This is a genomic window from Bacillus tuaregi (assembly GCF_900104575.1).
Classification (GTDB): domain Bacteria; phylum Bacillota; class Bacilli; order Bacillales; family Cytobacillaceae; genus Bacillus_BD; species Bacillus_BD tuaregi.
The window spans coordinates 3130228-3147276 of record NZ_LT629731.1 but is presented as its reverse complement, the minus strand read 5'-3'; the positions used below and the strand labels follow the sequence as shown (position 1 = coordinate 3147276).

The window sequence follows — 17049 nt, the reverse complement described above, 5'->3', positions numbered from 1 at the left end:
GGTGGGAAATTTGCTAAGTGAAATATCAATTAAGAACTTTGCTATTATTGAAGCCCTATCAATATCTTTTGAAAAAGGTTTAACCGTATTAACAGGGGAAACCGGTGCTGGTAAATCCATTATCATTGATGCTATTCATTTACTTGTCGGTGGTAGAGGTTCTTCTGATTTTGTCCGTCATGGCGAAGCCCGTGCGGAGATAGAAGGACTTTTTCAAATCGAAAAGCCTACACACCCCATCTACATAAAAGCAAGTGAATTTGGGATAGAGATTGAAGACGAAATGATTGTGTTGAGACGTGAAATCTCCAAAAGCGGAAAGAGTGTATGCCGGATTAATGGTAAGCTTGTTACAATCGCCATTCTTAGGGAGATTGGTGGCACACTTGTTGATATTCACGGTCAGCATGAGCATCAGGAGCTGATGGACGAAGCTAGGCATCTATCCCTCCTTGACCAATACGGGAAAAATGAAATTGCTTCCGCGATAGAGGAGTATGGGGCCATTTATCATGCCTACGAGCAGACGGCAAGGAAGCTGAAAAGCTTGAATGAAAATGAGCAGCAAATGGCCCATCGAGTAGATTTAATTCAGTTTCAGCTTTCTGAAATTCAGCAGGCAAACCTAAAGTTAAATGAAGATGAGGCGCTATTGGAAGAGAAAAAGCGGCTTTCAAATTTTGAACGAATATATGAGGCTGTTCATTCAGGTTATAACGCTCTCCAGGGGGAACAAAAGGGGCTTGATTGGATTAGCCTTGTCATGAGTCAGGTGGAGGATGCCGCTGCGTTAAACCCTGATTATAAGGAGCTTTCTGAATCTATTGCCAATAGCTATTATGTATTGGAGGATGCCGCTAAATCGTTACGCTCAGAGCTAGATAACCTTGAATTTGATCCGGAGAGATTAAATATCATTGAAGACAGATTAAATGAAATGAATCAGCTAAAACGAAAATATGGTCACTCAATAGAAGCTATTTTGGAATATGGAGCAAAAATCGAAGAAGAACTCGAAAAGCTGCAAAATAAAGAAACGCATATTGACCAACTGCAAAAAGAGCTTCAATCCTTAAAAAAGGATTTATTGATTGAAGGTAATGAGCTCAGCAGCTTACGTAAGAAGTTTGCCCAAGAGCTAACTGACTCCATTCACGCTGAATTACAAGAGCTGTATATGCAGAAAACAGTCTTTGAAGTTAGGTTTGAGAGTGGAGAGAAATTTATTACAAAAACCGGTTTGGATGATGTTGAATTCTATATCTCGACAAACCCGGGAGAACCATTAAAGCCCTTATCAAAAATTGCCTCAGGTGGTGAGCTTTCAAGGATTATGCTTGCCTTAAAAAGTATTTTCTCCAAGCATCAAGAGGTTACCTCGATTATATTTGATGAAGTCGATACGGGTGTTAGCGGCCGGGTAGCACAGGCTATAGCTGAAAAAATTCACCATGTGTCAATCGATTCACAGGTTCTTTGTATTTCCCATTTACCACAGGTAGCGGCTATGGCCGATACTCATTTATATATTACAAAGGAAATGAAGGATGGACGAACTAAAACAAAGGTTACTCCACTTAGTGAAGAAGATAAAATCAAAGAAATTGGTCGTATGATCTCCGGTGCTGAGATTACGGATTTAACGAAGGAGCATGCGAAGGAATTACTACTTATGGCACATAATAGTAAGGTTTTTTAAAGTACCTCTGAAGCCGCTTGGTTTCAGAGGTTTATTATTTGGTGGCTCATTATTTTTTATACTGCGATTTATTTCCTATGTGTACAGTATTTTTATTGACGTGTAGGTTATAAATGTGCTACTTGCAGGCAAAATTAATGATGTAGCCATTAAGACGGGTTGGACTAGAAGCGAGGAGAGTGAATGTGTTTTGAGGAAAGACTTCTATAGAAAACTAATTGGTGGAATTCTCCTTGTTTCATTAATTGCTATATGTTTTATGAAACCAGTTCAGGAATATCTTCATATTCCAAATCATATAACGCTTTTTGAAGGTCAAAAGCTTGATATGTCTAAAGCAGTGTCCGTATCAGCTTCTTTATCTTCAGATAATTCTATTGTTGCCCTTAGTCAAGATGACAAGTCAGTCTCATTACAGGCAAAAGAACAAGGGAAAAATGAAATGTTTTTAGAACTTGCTGGTTTTCCGGTAAAGAAAGTAGATGTAAATGTTCTAAAAGATTTTAAAGTAATACCGGGTGGTCAATCCATTGGTGTGAAGTTAAATACGATTGGTGTCTTAGTTGTCGGACATCATCAAGTAACAACAGAGGAAGGGAAGGTTTCGCCGGGGGAAACAGCCGGTATCCAAGTTGGAGATATCATTACAGAAATTAATGGCCAGAAGATAGAGAAAATGACGGATGTAGCTCCGTTTGTTCAAGAGGCCGGACAAAATGAGAAGCCGTTAAAGATTAGGCTATCAAGGGAAAGTGGGAAGGTCGAAACAGAACTAATGCCGCAAAAAGAAAAAGGGGAAGAAAATTATAAGCTTGGTTTGTATATCCGTGATTCTGCTGCCGGTATTGGGACGATGACCTTCTATCATCCAGAATCGAGAAAATATGGTGCTTTGGGTCATGTGATTTCTGATATGGATACAAAAAAGCCAATTGTAGTGGACGATGGTCAAATTGTAAAATCAACAGTCACTTCAATTGAAAAAGGCAGTAATGGAAATCCAGGTGAAAAGCTTGCGCGTTTCTCTTCGGATAAAGAAGTAATTGGAAATATTAAACGAAACAGTCCATATGGAATTTTTGGTGAGTTAAGTCGTGACATTCGAAATGGTGTTATGGACGAGCCACTGCCAATCGCATTATCACATCAAGTAAAAGAGGGTCCAGCACAAATATTAACCGTGGTAGAAGATGATGAAGTTAAGCTTTTTGATATTGAGATTGTCAGCACGATTCCACAGAAATTCCCAGCCACCAAGGGGATGGTGATTAAGGTAACAGACCCCGAACTGCTTGGAAAGACGGGTGGAATTGTACAGGGGATGAGTGGAAGTCCAATCATACAAGATGGAAAATTAATTGGAGCAGTAACCCATGTATTTGTAAATGATCCCACCTCAGGCTACGGCGTTCATTTAGAATGGATGTTGAATGAGGCTGGTATAGACATATATGAGAAGCCGCATGAAAAAGCTTCTTAACAAAAAAGACGGGTTCTCCCGTCTTTTTTTGAATTGATTGGTTCTTCTACCATAATAAATAAAGATTTTTCGACAAACCCAAAAGAGGATAGCGGATAAAGTCGAAAACGCGAGAAAACGAAAGAAAAATAATGATTTTCATGATTTATTTAGAAAAAATAAAAAATGAAAAGGATTTTCGGTTGCATTGTCGAATTTCTCATTTAGAATATAACTATATACTATCAACATAATGCTATCGATCAGAGACGTTTTTTCTTGTGCGTTTAATATGGAATAATTAAGAAATTAAGGGAATGAGGAGGAAACAAATAGTGAAAAAAATAAAAGTATGTGTAGTTGATGATAATCGTGAACTAGTAAACCTATTAGAAGAATTTATTAATTCCCAAGAAGACATGGAAGTTGCCGGTGTAGCTCATAATGGTCAGGACTGCCTTGATATGCTTGAAACGGTAACTCCGGACGTACTTGTGCTAGATATTATTATGCCGCACTTGGATGGGCTTGCTGTGCTTGGAAAGTTACATGAAATGGATAATCAGCCTACTCCAAATGTCATTATGCTTACAGCCTTTGGACAGGAGGATGTGACGAAGAAAGCTGTTGAATTAGGAGCATCCTATTTCATTTTAAAGCCATTTGATATGGAGCATTTAGCGAGCCATATTCGTCAAGTAAGCGGAAAGTCAACATCTGTATTAAGAAAACCAGCATCAGGTGGTTATCGTGCGCAAACAGAATCAAAACCAAAGAATCTAGATGCAAGCATCACAAGCATCATTCATGAGATTGGTGTACCTGCGCATATTAAAGGCTACATGTATTTACGTGAAGCTATTTCAATGGTATACAATGATATTGAGCTACTTGGCTCCATTACAAAAGTTTTATATCCCGATATTGCTAAAAAATACAATACGACAGCAAGCAGGGTGGAACGCGCCATCCGTCATGCAATAGAAGTCGCATGGAGCCGTGGGAATATTGAATCGATTTCTTCTTTATTCGGCTACACCGTATCGATGACAAAGGCAAAACCAACAAATTCTGAGTTTATTGCGATGGTTGCGGATAAGCTACGTCTTGAACACCGCGCTTCTTGAAAGAGTTAGTCAAATGATATGAAAAAAGGTCTGATTTCATTTTATCCGGATTATATATACATTACCGGTATGAATGAAATCAGACCTTTTGTTTCGGTTCAGATGCGAAAAGGTCCTTTTAGGAGGGAGTTAACATGACGCTCATATTTGCCCATCGAGGCTATTCGGCACAGTATCCTGAAAATACCATGCTCGCTTTTACGGAGGCAGAAAAAGCCGGTGCTGATGGAATTGAACTAGACGTCCAATTAACAAAAGATGGTGAGGTCGTTGTGATTCATGATGAAAGCGTGGACCGTACAACAAATGGCAAAGGAAATGTGAAGGATATAACCTATAATGCTTTAAAAAAGCTGGATGCAGGATATAAAATGAAAACACTGCTTAAAAAGGAGCCGATTCCTCTTTTGCGGGAGGTGTTAGAATGGTTATCCGGAAATAGAATGGTATGTAATATTGAGCTTAAAAATGGGATTTTTCCATATGATGGTATGGAGGAAAAGGTAATTGAGCTTGTTCGGCAATATAAGCTGAGCGACCGAATTATCCTTTCATCCTTTAATCATTACAGTATTGTTACCTGCTATCGACAGGCCCCGGAAATAGAGACTGCACCGTTAATGGGACAAGTCATGTATATGCCATGGATTTATGCTGAATCCATTCGGGCAAAAGGCATCCATCCAAAGTATAAAGGCTTAACGGATGATATAATTCAGCAGTCTGAAAGTTACGGAATTGTGGTTAGACCCTATACAGTAAACAAGGAAAAAGATATGGCCCGATTAATGAAATTAGGTTGTTCGGCCATTATAACAGATGACCCTGTTAGAGCCATAAAGGTTAGACAGAGGACAGCAAGACCATAAATGATAGCTACACCATGAAACTAACGCGAAAAAGGCGAAGCAACCGTAATTACTGGGAGCTTCGCTTTTTTAATTCTTATTTCATGTTTTCATCCTTTTTATTGGTTGATTGAAAACGCGATTGAACTTTATTTCTTTTTCGATCCCGATGTAGAATAAACCCAGCAATAAAGCCAAGCCCGATAAGAAACATGAGTAAGCCTGTGAGAGATTGAAGCCATAAAAACGGAAAGGGTTTATGAAGAATGCTAAATACCATATCTCTCATGAGCTTCACACCCAATGCGGCAATAATTCCAGGAATTAATAGTATCACGAGCGCTACGATTCTGTTCATTGAAATATTCCCTTCATTGTCATATATATCAAAATAATAAATCATTGAGAGCATTTGTCAAGAACCATGCTAAACATTACAATGGAAATATGAAAGAATTTTCAAAAAAATATAACAAAGAGGAAATTGCATAGGAAGGAAGTATATATGCAAACAGTTATGATAGTTGGTGCAGGGAGAGGCGGTTTGGCAATTCTGCAGATCATTCAAGATTCTGCAGCACTTTCGATTGAAGCCGTTATCGATGTAAATCCGGAAGCCCCTGGTATTAAATGGGCAAATCAGAAAGGTCTAAAAACAAATAGTGATTGGCGTCCGTATAGGGATAAAACCATTGATATGATTATAGAAGTGACAGGAAGTTATGAGGTTTTTGCTGACTTGCGAAGTGTATTTGGGAAGGAAACGGTGATAATACCAGGAAGTGTGGCCTTTTTGCTTGTTAAGCTGTTTAAAGAGAAGGAAAGACTGATTAAACGAATCCAAAAGGAAACCTATAAGTATAACCTTATTTTCAATTCTACCAATGATGGCATGATTGTCATTGATAATGATGAAAGGGTTATTCTCCTCAATAAAAGTGCGGAAAAGATTATGGGAACAACTAAAAATCATGCAGTTAGCAAGCGTATTCATGAGGTTATTCCATCAAGCCATTTACCTCGGGTTTTACGAACAAGAAAGGTTGAAAATAATCAAGAGCTTATGCTGGAAAACGGTGTAAAGATTATTTCAACGAGAATTCCGCTTATTGATGAGAATGGAATGTTAATTGGAGCTGTCGCTGTTTTTAAGGAAATAACGGAAGCGGTCCACTTGGCTGAGCAAATTACCGATCTCAAAGAATTTCAAACGAAGCTAGAAGCCATTTTTCATTCGAGCAATGAAGCGATTTCCGTTGTGGATGAGCATGGCATTGGGATGATGATTAACCCGGCTTATTCAAGGATTACGGGGTTAATGGAAGATGAGGTGATTGGTAAGCCTGCCACAACAGATATTGCCGATGGCGAGAGTGTACATCTGAAGGTGCTAAAAACGCGGAGAGAGGTACGGGGCGTTCCAATGCGGGTAGGTCCTAATAAAAAAGAGGTGATTGTTAACGGTGCTCCGATTATTGTGGATGGAAAGCTAAAAGGTAGTGTAGGGGTCATTCATGATGTCTCAGAAATAAAAATTTTAAATCGGGAATTGCATCGGGCAAGACAAATTATCCGCAAGCTGGAAGCTAAATATTCGTTTGAAGATATTGTTGGTACCTCTGATATCATGAAGCTGGCACTTGAACAGGCAAAACTGGCCGCAAAAACACCTGCCACGATATTATTACGTGGTGAATCCGGGACAGGAAAAGAGTTATTTGCGCATGCCATCCATAATGCCAGTGACCGTAAATATAATAAGTTTATTCGGGTTAATTGTGCTGCTTTAACTGAATCTCTGCTTGAAAGTGAGCTGTTTGGCTATGAAGAAGGAGCTTTTACCGGTGCAAAGCGTGGCGGCAAAAGAGGACTTTTTGAGGAAGCTGATAATGGAAGCATCTTTTTAGACGAGATTGGCGAATTAACGATCGGTACGCAAGTCAAATTGTTAAGAGTGCTCCAGGAGAATGAAATCATCAGGGTGGGTGGAACCAAGCCGATTTCATTAAATGTCCGTGTTATCGCTGCAACGAATGTTAATTTAGAAAAAGCTATGGTCAATGGAGTGTTTCGTGAGGACTTATTTTACCGATTAAACCAAATGCCGATCCATATACCGGCACTTAGGATACGGAAGGATGATATTAGTCTTTTATCCTCGCGATTAATTGAAAAAATAAACCAGGAGTATGGTCGTAATATTGAAGGTATGACTGTATCAGCATTGGCTAAACTACAAACCTATGATTGGCCAGGGAATGTTCGGGAGCTGGATAATATACTGCGCAGAGCCATTATTTTCATGAAGTACAATGAGTCACTAATTGATGTGAATCATCTAATTGATCTTCAAACAACCATGCCTCCACGGCAGGGAGGAGAGAAATTCAAATTAGAAGGGACGTTAGCGGAGATGGTCGAGGACTATGAAAAGAACATCATAGCTCGGACACTGATGAAACACAGCGGTAATAAGACGATGACTGCTAAAGAGCTGGGGGTATCACTGAGGAATTTATATTATAAGCTTGGAAAATATAATATTGAAAAAAATAGCATGCAATAATTTTCATACGCATGCAAGAAATTTCATACTCACTATTAAAAGAATGGCATGTTATTGCCATTTTTTCATTGGCATGATTCTTGCATCAAGAGGGATAGCTATTTTCTTTTGGTATGAAGCCGAAATTTTGTTATAAAAGATCATTGCTTCATACGGGCAAAATGAATTGAAACAAAGTTTGGGAGGAAGAACTACTACATCCTTGGGGTGAACAGCATGGACATATTTCATAGCTTAGAAAAGTACGATTATGAACAGCTCCTATTTTGTCAGGATCAAACCTCTGGTTTAAAGGCGATTATTGCGATACATGATACAACATTGGGACCTGCCCTAGGCGGAGCCCGTATGTGGACATATGCCACAGAGGCTGAAGCCATAGAAGACGCACTTAGACTAGCGCGCGGCATGACTTATAAAAATGCAGCGGCTGGACTGAATCTTGGCGGTGGGAAAACGGTTATTATCGGAAATCCACATAAGGATAAAAGTGAAGCACTCTTTCGTTCCTTTGGACGTTATGTGCAAAGCTTAAACGGCAGGTATATTACGGCAGAGGATGTAGGTACAACGGTTTCCGATATGGAAATGATTCGTGTGGAAACGGATTATGTTACCGGGATATCGCCAGAATTCGGGTCCTCGGGCAATCCTTCGCCGGTAACAGCATATGGAGTTTACAGGGGAATGAAAGCAGCTGTAAAGGAAGTATTTGGGTCTGATTCAATGGAAGGAAAGGTGGTTGCTGTTCAAGGGGTTGGGAATGTGGCATATGCTCTTTGTCGTCATTTACATCAAGAAGGGGCTAGGCTGATTGTCACAGATATTAATAAAGAGTCGGTTCAAAGAGCGGTCCAGGAGTTTAAGGCACGAGCAGTCGATCCTAAAGATATCTATTCTGTTGAATGTGATATCTATTCTCCCTGTGCACTTGGTGCAACCTTGAATGATTTGACCATACCGAAGCTAAAGGCAAAAATCATAGCCGGATCGGCAAATAACCAACTGCAGGAACCTAAGCATGGTGACATGCTTTTTGAGAAGGGGATTATCTATGCACCTGATTATGTAATCAATGCAGGCGGAGTCATTAATGTAGCGGATGAACTGAATGGGTATAACCGTGAGCGTGCTATGAGGAAAGTGGAAACGACCATTTATCAAAATGTTGAAAGAGTGCTTGCTATTGCAAAGCGTGATCAAATTCCAACCTACCTTGCAGCAGACAGGATGGCAGAGGAAAGACTGCAGATTATCAAAAATTCGCGGACACAATTTTTACAGAACGGACATCATATCTTAAGCAGGCGGTAGAGACATGTGAGGGACGGAAGCTAGGCTTCTATCCCTTGCGGCATACATAACGAAACAGTCTTTCATCATCATTCATATCATTCGGAGGTGGGGTAAATGCGTGAACAAAAATATCGTATCCTGATTATCAATCCTGGTTCAACAAGCACAAAGATTGCTGTATTTGAAAATGAAATTTCAATCTGGGAGAAAAATATCAAACATGAGATTGAGGCAACTGAATCCTATTCCAATATTATGGAGCAATTCACATTTCGGAAAGACAGTATCCTCCAAACCCTTCATACGGAAGGAATCAATCTCTCCAACCTAGAGGCTGTATGTGCTCGTGGTGGCCTGCTTCGTCCGATAGAGGGAGGAACGTATGAAGTGAATGAAGAAATGCTTGTTGATTTAAGAAAGGGCTATTCAGGAGAGCATGCCTCGAACCTTGGGGGATTGCTTGCCCATGATATTGCTAAAGGGCTTAATATCCCTGCCTATATAGTTGACCCGGTAGTAGTCGATGAAATGGATGAAATCGCGAGAATATCCGGATTGCCGATGATTGAAAGAAAAAGTATTTTTCATGCCTTAAATCATAAAGCGGTGGCCTATCGGGTAGTGAAAGAGATGAACAGACGCTATGAAGACGTCAATTTAATTGTTACACATATGGGTGGAGGCATCACGATTGGGGCACATAAGCAAGGACGAGTAATTGATGTTAATAATGGTTTACTAGGTGAAGGACCTTTTTGTCCTGAACGCGCAGGGGCTGTACCGGTTGGCGATATCGTCGATTTATGTTTTTCAACAGAATTTTCTAAGGAAGAAATCATGAAGTTGCTTGTTGGTAAAGGTGGTTTTATCGGCTATTTAGGTACTAATGATCCAGATGCAATAGAGGCAAGAATTGCCGCAGGAGATAAAAAAGCCAATCTTATCTACTCTGCCATGGCCTATCAAATTGCAAAGGAAATAGGGGCAGCAAGTGTCGTATTAGCAGGATGTGTGGATGGAATTATTTTAACCGGTGAATTAGCTTCAAGGGACATTTTGGTGAAGGAAATCAGTGAACGCGTCTCCTGGATTGCAGATGTTTATGTACACCCAGGTGAAAATGAACTGCTTGCTTTAGCAGAAGGTGCACTACGAATTCTGCGAGGTGAAGAAGCAGCAAAAGAATATTTCGGGAGAGCAGGAAGCTTGTTGAAAAAATAAGGGGGTTTTTCTTTGGCTCATGAATATGACCTTGTCATCCTTGGCGGTGGTCCTGGCGGGTATGTAGCTGCAATCCGCGCTGCCCAGCTTGGTCTCAAAACAGCGATTGTGGAAAGGGATAAATTAGGCGGTACCTGTCTACATAAAGGCTGTATTCCAACGAAGTCCTTGTTACGCAGTGCAGAGGTTTATCGAAAGGCAAAGGAAAGTGACGAATATGGCGTTGAAATCAATGAAGTAGCCTTAAATTATATGAAAGTACAGCAGCGCAAAAATAAAATAGTAGCGCAGCTCTATAGTGGAGTACAGCATTTAATGAAAAAAGGGAAAATCGATGTTTTTGCGGGAATCGGACGTATATTAGGTCCATCTATTTTCTCGCCATTACCAGGTACGATTTCCGTTGAAATGAATGAAGGCGGAGAAAACGAACTCTTAATTCCCAAAAATGTCATTTTGGCAACCGGCTCTAGACCAAAAACCATTCCTGGCCTCCATATCGATGGTCACTTTGTCATGACATCTGATGAAGCGTTAGAAATGATAGAGCTGCCAAAATCGATTCTCATTGTTGGCGGAGGTGTAATTGGGATTGAATGGGCCTCACTTTTGGCAGACTTTGGGGTAGATGTTACTATTTTGGAGTTTGCCAGCAGAATGATTCCTACTGAAGACAAGGAAATATCAAAAGAAATGGAGCGTGTACTGAAAAAGAGAGGCATTAAAGCAGTAACAGATGCGAAAGTTCTACCAGAAACGATGAAAATGGGTACTGATGTCTCCATCTCAGCGGAGGTGAATGGAGCAGTAAAGGGATTTTCAGCTGAAAGGGTGTTAATTTCAGTCGGAAGACAGGCGAATATTCATGGTATTGGGCTAGAAAATACAGATATTCAGCTGGAAAATGGCTTTATTCGGACAAATGAATTTTACCAAACCAATAATTCACATATCTATGCGATTGGCGATTGTATTGGTGGTCTGCAGCTTGCCCACGTAGCTTCATACGAAGGGATGACAGCCGTTGCCCATATAGCCAACCAAGAACCTCAACCGCTTGAGTACACGCGAATACCTTCTTGTGTATACAGTTACCCGGAAGCAGCAAAGGTCGGTTTGACAGAAGAAGAGGCAAGAACAAAAGGGTATCAAATCAAAACAGGTAAGTTTCCTTTCCGGGCCATTGGGAAGGCGCTGGTACTTGGAGAAGCTGATGGTTTTGTCAAAATGGTTGTGGATGAGGCGACCAATGATGTACTCGGAGTTCATATGATTGGTCCCCATGTAACGGACTTAATTGCAGAGGCAGGACTTGCCCGCGTCCTTGATGCTACACCATGGGAAATAGCGCAATCGCTTCATCCGCATCCGAGCCTATCAGAGGTAATGGGGGAAGTGGCATGGCTTATAGAAGGGAAAGCAATCCATGGCTAATGGCATTCAAATCTATCTCTTCAAGCGCAGGGTGCTTAATCTTACAGATTTAGGAGGTTGCTTATGATGGAAAACCGTCACAGTTCTTTGGGGTTGAACGATGAGACCGTTTTGGAAATGTATGAAACGATGCTTTTAGCACGTAGAATCGATGAACGCATGTGGTTGTTGAATAGAGCAGGGAAGATTCCGTTTGTTATTTCCTGCCAGGGTCAGGAGGCTGCTCAGGTAGGAGCTGCTTTTGCGCTTGACCGAGAGAAAGATTATATCCTGCCCTATTATCGCGATGTCGGAATGGTCTTAGCATTTGGTATGACTGCCAAGGAAATTATGCTGTCTGGCTTTGCGAAGGCCGAGGACCCCAATTCGGGTGGGCGGCAGATGCCGGGGCATTTTGGTCAACGAAAAAATAGAATTGTAACAGGTTCGTCACCGGTTACCACTCAGGTTCCCCATGCAGTTGGAATCAGCTTGGCGGCAAGGATGTCCGGAGAAAACATCGTTTCTCTCGTAACCTTCGGCGAAGGTTCCTCAAATCAGGGTGATTTTCATGAAGGGGCAAATTTTGCGGGTGTTCACAAGCTTCCGGTTATTTTCATGTGTGAAAATAATAAATATGCAATTTCTGTCCCAATCACTAAACAGCTCGGCTGTGAAAAGGTATCCGACAGAGCCGTTGGCTATGGGATGCCTGGATATACGATTGATGGCAATGACCCGCTTGCAGTCTATGAAGCAGTAAAAAATGCGGCTGATAGAGGCAGAAGAGGCGAAGGGCCAACCCTAATTGAAACCATCACATATCGTCTCACACCACATTCCTCCGATGATGATGACCGAAGCTATCGAGAACAAGCGGAAGTGGAGGATGCGAAAAGTAAAGACCCGCTTGCAGCCTTTTTAACGTACTTAAAGACGGTTGGAGTTCTCAATGAGAAAAAGGAACAGGAAATCAATGAACGCGTGAGCTTACTTGTAAATGAAGCAACCGAATATGCTGAAAAAGCGCCATACGCTGACCCTGAACAAGTATTAGATTACGTATATGCGAAAGGATAAGGGGGATTAAGATGGCAATTATCTCATATATCGAAGCGGTTACGATGGCGATTCGGGAGGAAATGGAAAGAGACAATCGAGTATTTGTATTAGGTGAGGATGTAGGAAAAAAAGGGGGAGTATTTAAGGCAACACAAGGGCTGTATGAACAATTTGGCGAACAGCGAGTCATCGATACTCCTTTAGCCGAATCCGCGATTGCCGGTATCGGAATTGGTGCGGCCATGTATGGCTTGAGACCTATTGCTGAAATGCAATTTGCTGATTTTATCATGCCTGCCGTGAATCAAATTATTTCTGAAGCGGCACGAATCCGCTACAGATCCAATAATGACTGGAGCTGTCCACTTGTAATTCGGGCTCCATATGGCGGCGGTGTCCATGGTGCCTTGTATCATTCTCAATCAGTAGAGGCTGTGTTTGCTAATCAACCGGGCTTAAAAATCGTCATGCCATCTACTCCATATGAAGTAAAAGGATTGCTTAAGGCTGCAATTCGGGATGAAGACCCAGTGCTATTTTTTGAACATAAGCGGGCCTATCGCTTAATTAAAGGAGAAGTGCCGGAAACGGATTATATTCTTCCTATCGGGAAAGCAGATGTAAAGCGTGAGGGAGAGGATATTACCGTAATCACCTATGGGCTTTGTGTTCATTTTGCCCTCCAGGCGGCAGAAAATTTAACGAAGGATGGGATATCGACTCATATTTTAGATTTGCGGACCGTTTACCCTCTTGACCAGGAAGCCATTATCGAGGCTGCTTCAAAAACAGGGAAGGTTCTGCTTGTAACAGAGGATAACAAAGAAGGCAGTATCATGAGTGAGGTTTCAGCGATCATTGCCGAGCATTGCTTATTTGAGTTAGATGCGCCGATAAAAAGACTTGCGGCTCCAGACGTACCGGCAGCTGCTTATGCACCAACAATGGAAAAGTATTTTATGGTCAACCCGGAAAAAGTGGAAAAGGCGATGCGTGAGCTTGCAGAGTTTTAAAGAGGGGAGGGTCCGGAGTGTCACTTGAAAACATTATTATGCCTCAATTAGGTGAAAGTGTAACCGAAGGAACACTTTCCAAATGGCTTGTATCTGTAGGTGACCGGGTCAAAAAATATGATCCGCTTGCAGAAATTATGACAGATAAGGTAAATGCTGAAATACCTTCCTCGTATACAGGTGTTATTAAAGAATTATTAGCTGATGAGGGAGAAACATTACCTGTCGGTGCGGCAATCCTTGTGATGGAAACGGATAACTCTACTATTGAAGATAACGAGGATGCTTCTGAAGAACGGAAAAAGGTTGAACAGAAGGTTAGTTTTTATCATGAAGGGAAGAAGTCAGAATCCGGAAAGCTACGTTATTCCCCAGCTGTATTAAAGCTTTCCGAGGAGTATGGAATTGATTTAAAACAGGTTAAGGGAACAGGTGCTCAAGGGAGAATTACTCGAAAAGACCTCCTGCAATTAGTCGCTTCGGGACAAATAGTCCATAAGGAAAATGTTAGGCTAGAGCCCGCAGCAGCCGATACCTCTATAAGTGAGGAGGAGACTCAAACGCCTAATAGCTATGTGCATAGAAACAATAAAAAGCCTGCTTCTGGAGATATTGAAATCCCCATTACGGGTCTAAGGAAGACCATTGCCGCAAATATGGTAAAAAGCAAGCATGAAATACCCCATGCCTGGATGATGGTAGAAGCCGATGTTACTAACCTTGTCGAATACCGTAACGAGATAAAAGCAGAATTTTATCAGAAGGAAGGCTTTAATTTAACTTTTTTTGCTTTTATTGTCAAAGCTGTAGCACAAGGACTTAAGGAATTCCCGCAAATGAATGCGATGTGGGCAGGAGATAAAATAATCCGTAAAAAGGAGATTAACCTTTCCATTGCTGTAGCGACAGAGGATGCTCTTTTTGTTCCCGTCATAAAACATGCAGATGAAAAAACGATAAAGGGAATAGCTCGTGAAATTTCCGTGCTGGCTGATAAAGTTCGTACCGGTAATACAAGGGTGGAGGATTTCCAAGGCGGTACGTTTACCGTCAATAATACAGGGTCGATTGGCTCCGTCCAATCAATGGGGATCATTAATTATCCGCAGGCTGCCATCCTGCAGGTAGAATCCATTATCAAGCGTCCTGTTGTTATGAATCAAAGCATGATTGCTGTTAGAGATATGTTGAATTTATGCCTCTCGCTAGACCATCGAATTTTGGATGGATTTATTTGCGGAAAGTTCATGAATAGAGTAAAGGAAATCCTTGAAAATACAACAAAAGATAATACTCCAATATATTAATAAACTATTATCAAACCGCTGCAAGCACATGCAGCGGTTTATTTTCTATCCCACTTGTTTCCATATTTGTGATTGCTAGTTTTACGATTGTATAATAAAATAATGAATAGAAAAATAATTTATAATATTAAAATCTTTTTCTATAGTTAGGAGGGAATGCTGCTGACTTTGGCGGCGTGAGATGAGTCTAAAAGAGATGATTGATCATGCATTTTCACAGCAAACATATGAAGCCTGGAAACAAAAGGCAGAAGAAACGTTAAAGGGAAAAGGGATAGACACTTTATCGAGAAATACCTATGAAAACATTCAATTAAAACCCTTGTATACAAAAGAGGATGTGAATGTTGAGAACCTGTCCCAATTTCCAGGAAGCGGTGATTTTCGCCGTGGAAGTAAACCATTAGGGTATATTGGAGGTTCTTGGGAGATTGCACAGCGCATTGATACAGAGAATGCAGAAGAATTTAAAGAAAGACTAAAGGCAGGCTTCGAAAAAGGACAGACTGCCATTGCATTTGCACCTTCGGTTTCGCTTGTAAAGGAATTACCAGAACTTCTTACAGAATTTTATGAATCCCATTCATTAAGTGTAAATGGAGCTCATTTTCAAAACGAAATCGTCTATGGACTAGCTTCGTTAAGGAATTCTGAAAAAGTAAGCGGATATGTAGGGAAAGACCCTGTTTCACTTTATGCGAAGCAAGGGGGAGAAAAGGAAAATTTAGATTCTGTTTATGATCGTTTAGTTGAAACGATGCAAACAGCTTCATCGGCATGCCCTGAGTTGAAAACGCTTTTGGTCGATACGACTGTCTATCATAATGGTGGTGCCAATGCTATTCAAGAGCTTGCGATTGCCCTTGCAACAGCCGTCCATCATATCGAACAGTTAAAAGCGAGAGGGATAGAGGTTCAGGATATACTTAGTAAACTAGTCTTTCATTTTTCAATCGGCAGTAATTTCTTTATGGAAATTGCAAAGCTTCGTGGTGCTAGAAGCCTATGGAGTAAGATTGTCGAGGCTTATCATGCTTCTCCAGATGCCGAGGGACAAATGGTGCTTTCAGCTGATACATCATGGTTTACAAAAACGGCCTATGATCCATATGTTAATTTATTAAGGGCTAGCAATGAAGCTTTCGCTGCTGTGCTTGGAGGAATTCAATATCTGCACGTTAGCCCTTATAATGAGCCTGAGGGTAAGGCAACAGCATTTTCTGATCGAATTGCCCGTAATACACAGCTGATTCTAAAGGATGAAGCCCGATTAAGTACCGTAGTAGATCCGGCAGGCGGATCGTGGTATGTAGAATCATTAACGAATCAATTGATTGAACAGGCATGGTCGTTGTTCCTTGAAATTGAAGAAAAGGGCGGAATCATAACTGTGCTGCAATCCAATTGGCTGCAGGAGCAAATCATGGAAGTGGCAGCAAAACGACAGAAGGATATCTCTTCGCGTAAACAGTCCATTGTTGGAACTAATAAATATGCGAATTTAGATGACACGCCGTTAAAGGTAGAATCTTCCAGTAGTGGAGACACAATACCTTCTGCTGTCAGCCCTATTCAAGAAGCACGTTTGGCTGAGCCATATGAGAAGCTTAGAAAAAGAGCAGAGAAATTGGCAAAGGACAAAGCTGCACCTGCTGTCGGCCTGATTTGCCTTGGAAAATTAAAGCATCATAAGGTACGGGCAGACTTTATCAGCGGGTTTTTAGCTCCTGGAGGAATTAAAACAGAAAGAAGTCAGGAGCTTGAAGGGGCTGAAGGGGCACTGAACTTTATTAAGAAGACCATGCTTAATCATTATGTGGTTTGTGGGTCTGATGATGACTATAAAGCAATTGGAGGAGAAACCATTCAGTCCATTAAAGCTGAATTTCCTCATGTAAAGCTTCACTTAGCAGGTTTACCTGTTGAAGAGGAGCAAAAATCTCTGCTTGACAGCGGAATCTCTCAGTTTATTCATGTGAAAAGCAACAGCTATGACGTAGCTGCAGCCTTTTTAGATGAATTGGAGGTGGAATAAATT

13 protein-coding genes are annotated in these 17049 nt (G+C 41.0%); 12 read left to right on the top strand and 1 reads right to left on the bottom strand.

Features of this window, described 5'->3' with window-relative positions:
- Window positions 1-10: 10 nt before the first annotated feature.
- The 4 genes from recN to BQ5321_RS17470 all read left to right on the top strand — a co-directional run bounded on the left by recN (window position 11) and on the right by BQ5321_RS17470 (window position 5154).
- The gene (gene recN, locus BQ5321_RS17485; protein WP_071395709.1) at window positions 11-1699 is read left to right on the top strand and encodes a DNA repair protein RecN; all 1689 of its coding nucleotides are present in this window, start codon (window positions 11-13) and stop codon (window positions 1697-1699) included.
- Between the two features lie 190 nt (window positions 1700-1889).
- Window positions 1890-3179 (top strand): SpoIVB peptidase, encoded by a 1290-nt coding sequence (gene spoIVB / locus BQ5321_RS17480; protein WP_071395708.1) that lies wholly within the window; start codon window positions 1890-1892, stop codon window positions 3177-3179.
- Window positions 3180-3493: 314 nt separating this feature from the next.
- Window positions 3494-4285, top strand: a complete 792-nt coding sequence (spo0A, locus tag BQ5321_RS17475) for a sporulation transcription factor Spo0A (RefSeq protein ID WP_071395707.1) — start codon at window positions 3494-3496, stop codon at window positions 4283-4285.
- A gap of 134 nt (window positions 4286-4419) precedes the next feature.
- Window positions 4420-5154 carry a glycerophosphodiester phosphodiesterase gene (locus BQ5321_RS17470; protein ID WP_071395706.1) on the top strand — a complete coding sequence of 245 codons (735 nt, stop codon included), beginning with the start codon at window positions 4420-4422 and terminating at the stop codon, window positions 5152-5154.
- Between the two features lie 76 nt (window positions 5155-5230).
- On the opposite strand, the gene BQ5321_RS17465 is transcribed toward BQ5321_RS17470, so the two are convergent.
- Window positions 5231-5491: a DUF2627 domain-containing protein gene (locus tag BQ5321_RS17465; protein WP_071395705.1), complete on the bottom strand. Its 261-nt coding sequence runs from the start codon at window positions 5489-5491 to the stop codon at window positions 5231-5233.
- A gap of 147 nt (window positions 5492-5638) precedes the next feature.
- Here BQ5321_RS17465 and BQ5321_RS17460 point away from each other — a divergent pair, with 147 nt between their 5' ends.
- The 8 genes from BQ5321_RS17460 to BQ5321_RS17420 all read left to right on the top strand — a co-directional run bounded on the left by BQ5321_RS17460 (window position 5639) and on the right by BQ5321_RS17420 (window position 17046).
- The gene (locus BQ5321_RS17460) at window positions 5639-7699 is read left to right on the top strand and encodes a sigma-54 interaction domain-containing protein (RefSeq protein WP_071395704.1); all 2061 of its coding nucleotides are present in this window, start codon (window positions 5639-5641) and stop codon (window positions 7697-7699) included.
- A gap of 216 nt (window positions 7700-7915) precedes the next feature.
- Window positions 7916-9013, top strand: coding sequence for a Leu/Phe/Val dehydrogenase (locus BQ5321_RS17450; protein ID WP_071395702.1), 1098 nt, complete (start codon window positions 7916-7918; stop codon window positions 9011-9013).
- Between the two features lie 96 nt (window positions 9014-9109).
- Complete coding sequence (gene buk, locus BQ5321_RS17445) at window positions 9110-10216, top strand: butyrate kinase (RefSeq protein ID WP_071395701.1); 1107 nt, start codon at window positions 9110-9112, stop codon at window positions 10214-10216.
- Window positions 10217-10228: 12 nt separating this feature from the next.
- Window positions 10229-11650, top strand: a complete 1422-nt coding sequence (gene lpdA, locus BQ5321_RS17440; protein WP_071395700.1) for a dihydrolipoyl dehydrogenase — start codon at window positions 10229-10231, stop codon at window positions 11648-11650.
- A gap of 63 nt (window positions 11651-11713) precedes the next feature.
- Window positions 11714-12709, top strand: a complete 996-nt coding sequence (locus tag BQ5321_RS17435) for a thiamine pyrophosphate-dependent dehydrogenase E1 component subunit alpha (RefSeq protein ID WP_071395699.1) — start codon at window positions 11714-11716, stop codon at window positions 12707-12709.
- An 11-nt stretch (window positions 12710-12720) separates the two neighbouring features.
- Window positions 12721-13704 (top strand): alpha-ketoacid dehydrogenase subunit beta, encoded by a 984-nt coding sequence (locus BQ5321_RS17430; protein WP_071395698.1) that lies wholly within the window; start codon window positions 12721-12723, stop codon window positions 13702-13704.
- A gap of 38 nt (window positions 13705-13742) precedes the next feature.
- Window positions 13743-15011: a dihydrolipoamide acetyltransferase family protein gene (locus BQ5321_RS17425; RefSeq protein ID WP_390622193.1), complete on the top strand. Its 1269-nt coding sequence runs from the start codon at window positions 13743-13745 to the stop codon at window positions 15009-15011.
- A 181-nt stretch (window positions 15012-15192) separates the two neighbouring features.
- Window positions 15193-17046 (top strand): methylmalonyl-CoA mutase subunit beta, encoded by a 1854-nt coding sequence (locus tag BQ5321_RS17420; RefSeq protein ID WP_071395696.1) that lies wholly within the window; start codon window positions 15193-15195, stop codon window positions 17044-17046.
- The last annotated feature ends 3 nt before the right edge of the window (window positions 17047-17049 follow it).